The organism is Ralstonia sp. RL, from assembly GCF_001683835.1.
GTDB lineage: Bacteria > Pseudomonadota > Gammaproteobacteria > Burkholderiales > Burkholderiaceae > Ralstonia > Ralstonia mannitolilytica.
Genome location: NZ_LWRX01000140.1, coordinates 1 through 1338, shown reverse-complemented (window position 1 = coordinate 1338; position 1338 = coordinate 1). Strand labels below are relative to the sequence as shown.

General features: G+C 68.2%; 2 protein-coding genes. Both read left to right on the top strand.

Annotated features, from left to right (window positions below):
- Positions 1-1089 (top strand): Mur ligase family protein (locus A6M56_RS13270; RefSeq protein ID WP_286758171.1); only part of this gene is annotated, 1089 nt, incomplete at its 5' end.
- Positions 1086-1338, top strand: a 253-nt coding sequence (locus tag A6M56_RS13265; RefSeq protein WP_286758170.1) for a Mur ligase domain-containing protein, incomplete at its 3' end; no start/stop codon positions are given. The genes A6M56_RS13270 and A6M56_RS13265, both read left to right, overlap by 4 nt.

Sequence of the window (1338 nt, the reverse complement as noted above, 5' to 3'; positions counted from 1 at the left end):
ATTGGCACGCTGGGCGTCGGTTTTCCGGGCGAGCTGGTGGAAACCGGCTTCACAACGCCGGAAGCGACGACGCTGATGCGCTGTCTGGCCGAGTTCCGCGGGCGTGGCGCAGCGGCGGTGGCCCTGGAAGCCAGTTCGATCGGCATTGCCGAAGGTCGCATGAACGGTGCCCGGGTCGATGTGGCGGTCTTCACCAATTTCACGCGCGACCATCTCGATTATCACGGTACGATGGAAGCCTATGCCGACGCCAAGGAGCAGCTCTTCCACTGGCCGCGGCTGCGGACGGCCGTGGTCAACCTGGACGACGCGCTGGGGCGCAAGCTGTCGCGCGAAGCGACGGCTCTGCGCGTGCTCGGCTACGCCATCGGGGAGCAGCGCCGCGATTACCCCGCCGCGGTGCGGGCCGAAGACCCGGTCGATACGCCCTTCGGTCAGCGCTTCAATCTGGTGTTGCCGAACGGCCGGGCGGTGGTCGATACGATGCTGGTCGGTCGCTACAACCTCTCCAACCTGCTGGCCATCGCTGCCGTCCTCTACGATGCCGGCCTGGCGGCGCAGGACGTGGCACGCCGTCTGTCCGAACTGACGCCGCCGCCGGGGCGCCTGGAGCGTGTCGGGGGAGAGGGTGAGCCGCTGGTCGTGGTCGACTACGCCCATACGCCGGATGCGCTGGAAAACGCACTGACTGCCCTACGCGCCGTGGCCGACAGCCGAAATGGCCAATTGGTGGTCGTTTTCGGCTGCGGCGGCGATCGCGACAAGGGCAAGCGCCCGGAAATGGGTGCCGTCGCCGAACGCTGTGCCGACCGTGTCCTGGTGACCAGCGACAACCCGCGCAGCGAAGCGCCGGCAACCATCATTGCCGACATCGTGGCCGGCATGCGCCAGGCGGAAACCGAAATCGACCGCGCAACCGCCATTCGCCGCGCCGTGCTCGAAGCCGATGTGCGCGATGTCGTGTTGCTCGCCGGCAAGGGGCATGAACCCTATCAGGACATGGGCAGCGTCCGCCTGCCGTTCTCCGATGTCGAACAAGCCGGTGCCGCGCTCGCCCAGCGTCGGGCTCAACAGGAGGGAAGTGCATGATGAACGGTTTGCTGTCACAGGTCGCCCGTGATGTGCAGGGCCGGATGGTCGGCACCGATGTCGCGGTCGACGGGGTGTCGACCGATACCCGGGCCATCGCCCAGGGGGCCCTGTTCGTTGCGCTGGCCGGGGAGCGTTTCGATGCCCACGATTTCCTGGAGCAGGCGGTTGCCGGCGGCGCGGCGGCCTTGCTGGTTGCCGATGCGGCCCGCCTGCCGGCCGGCGTTCCGGCCGTCGTGGTGGGCGACA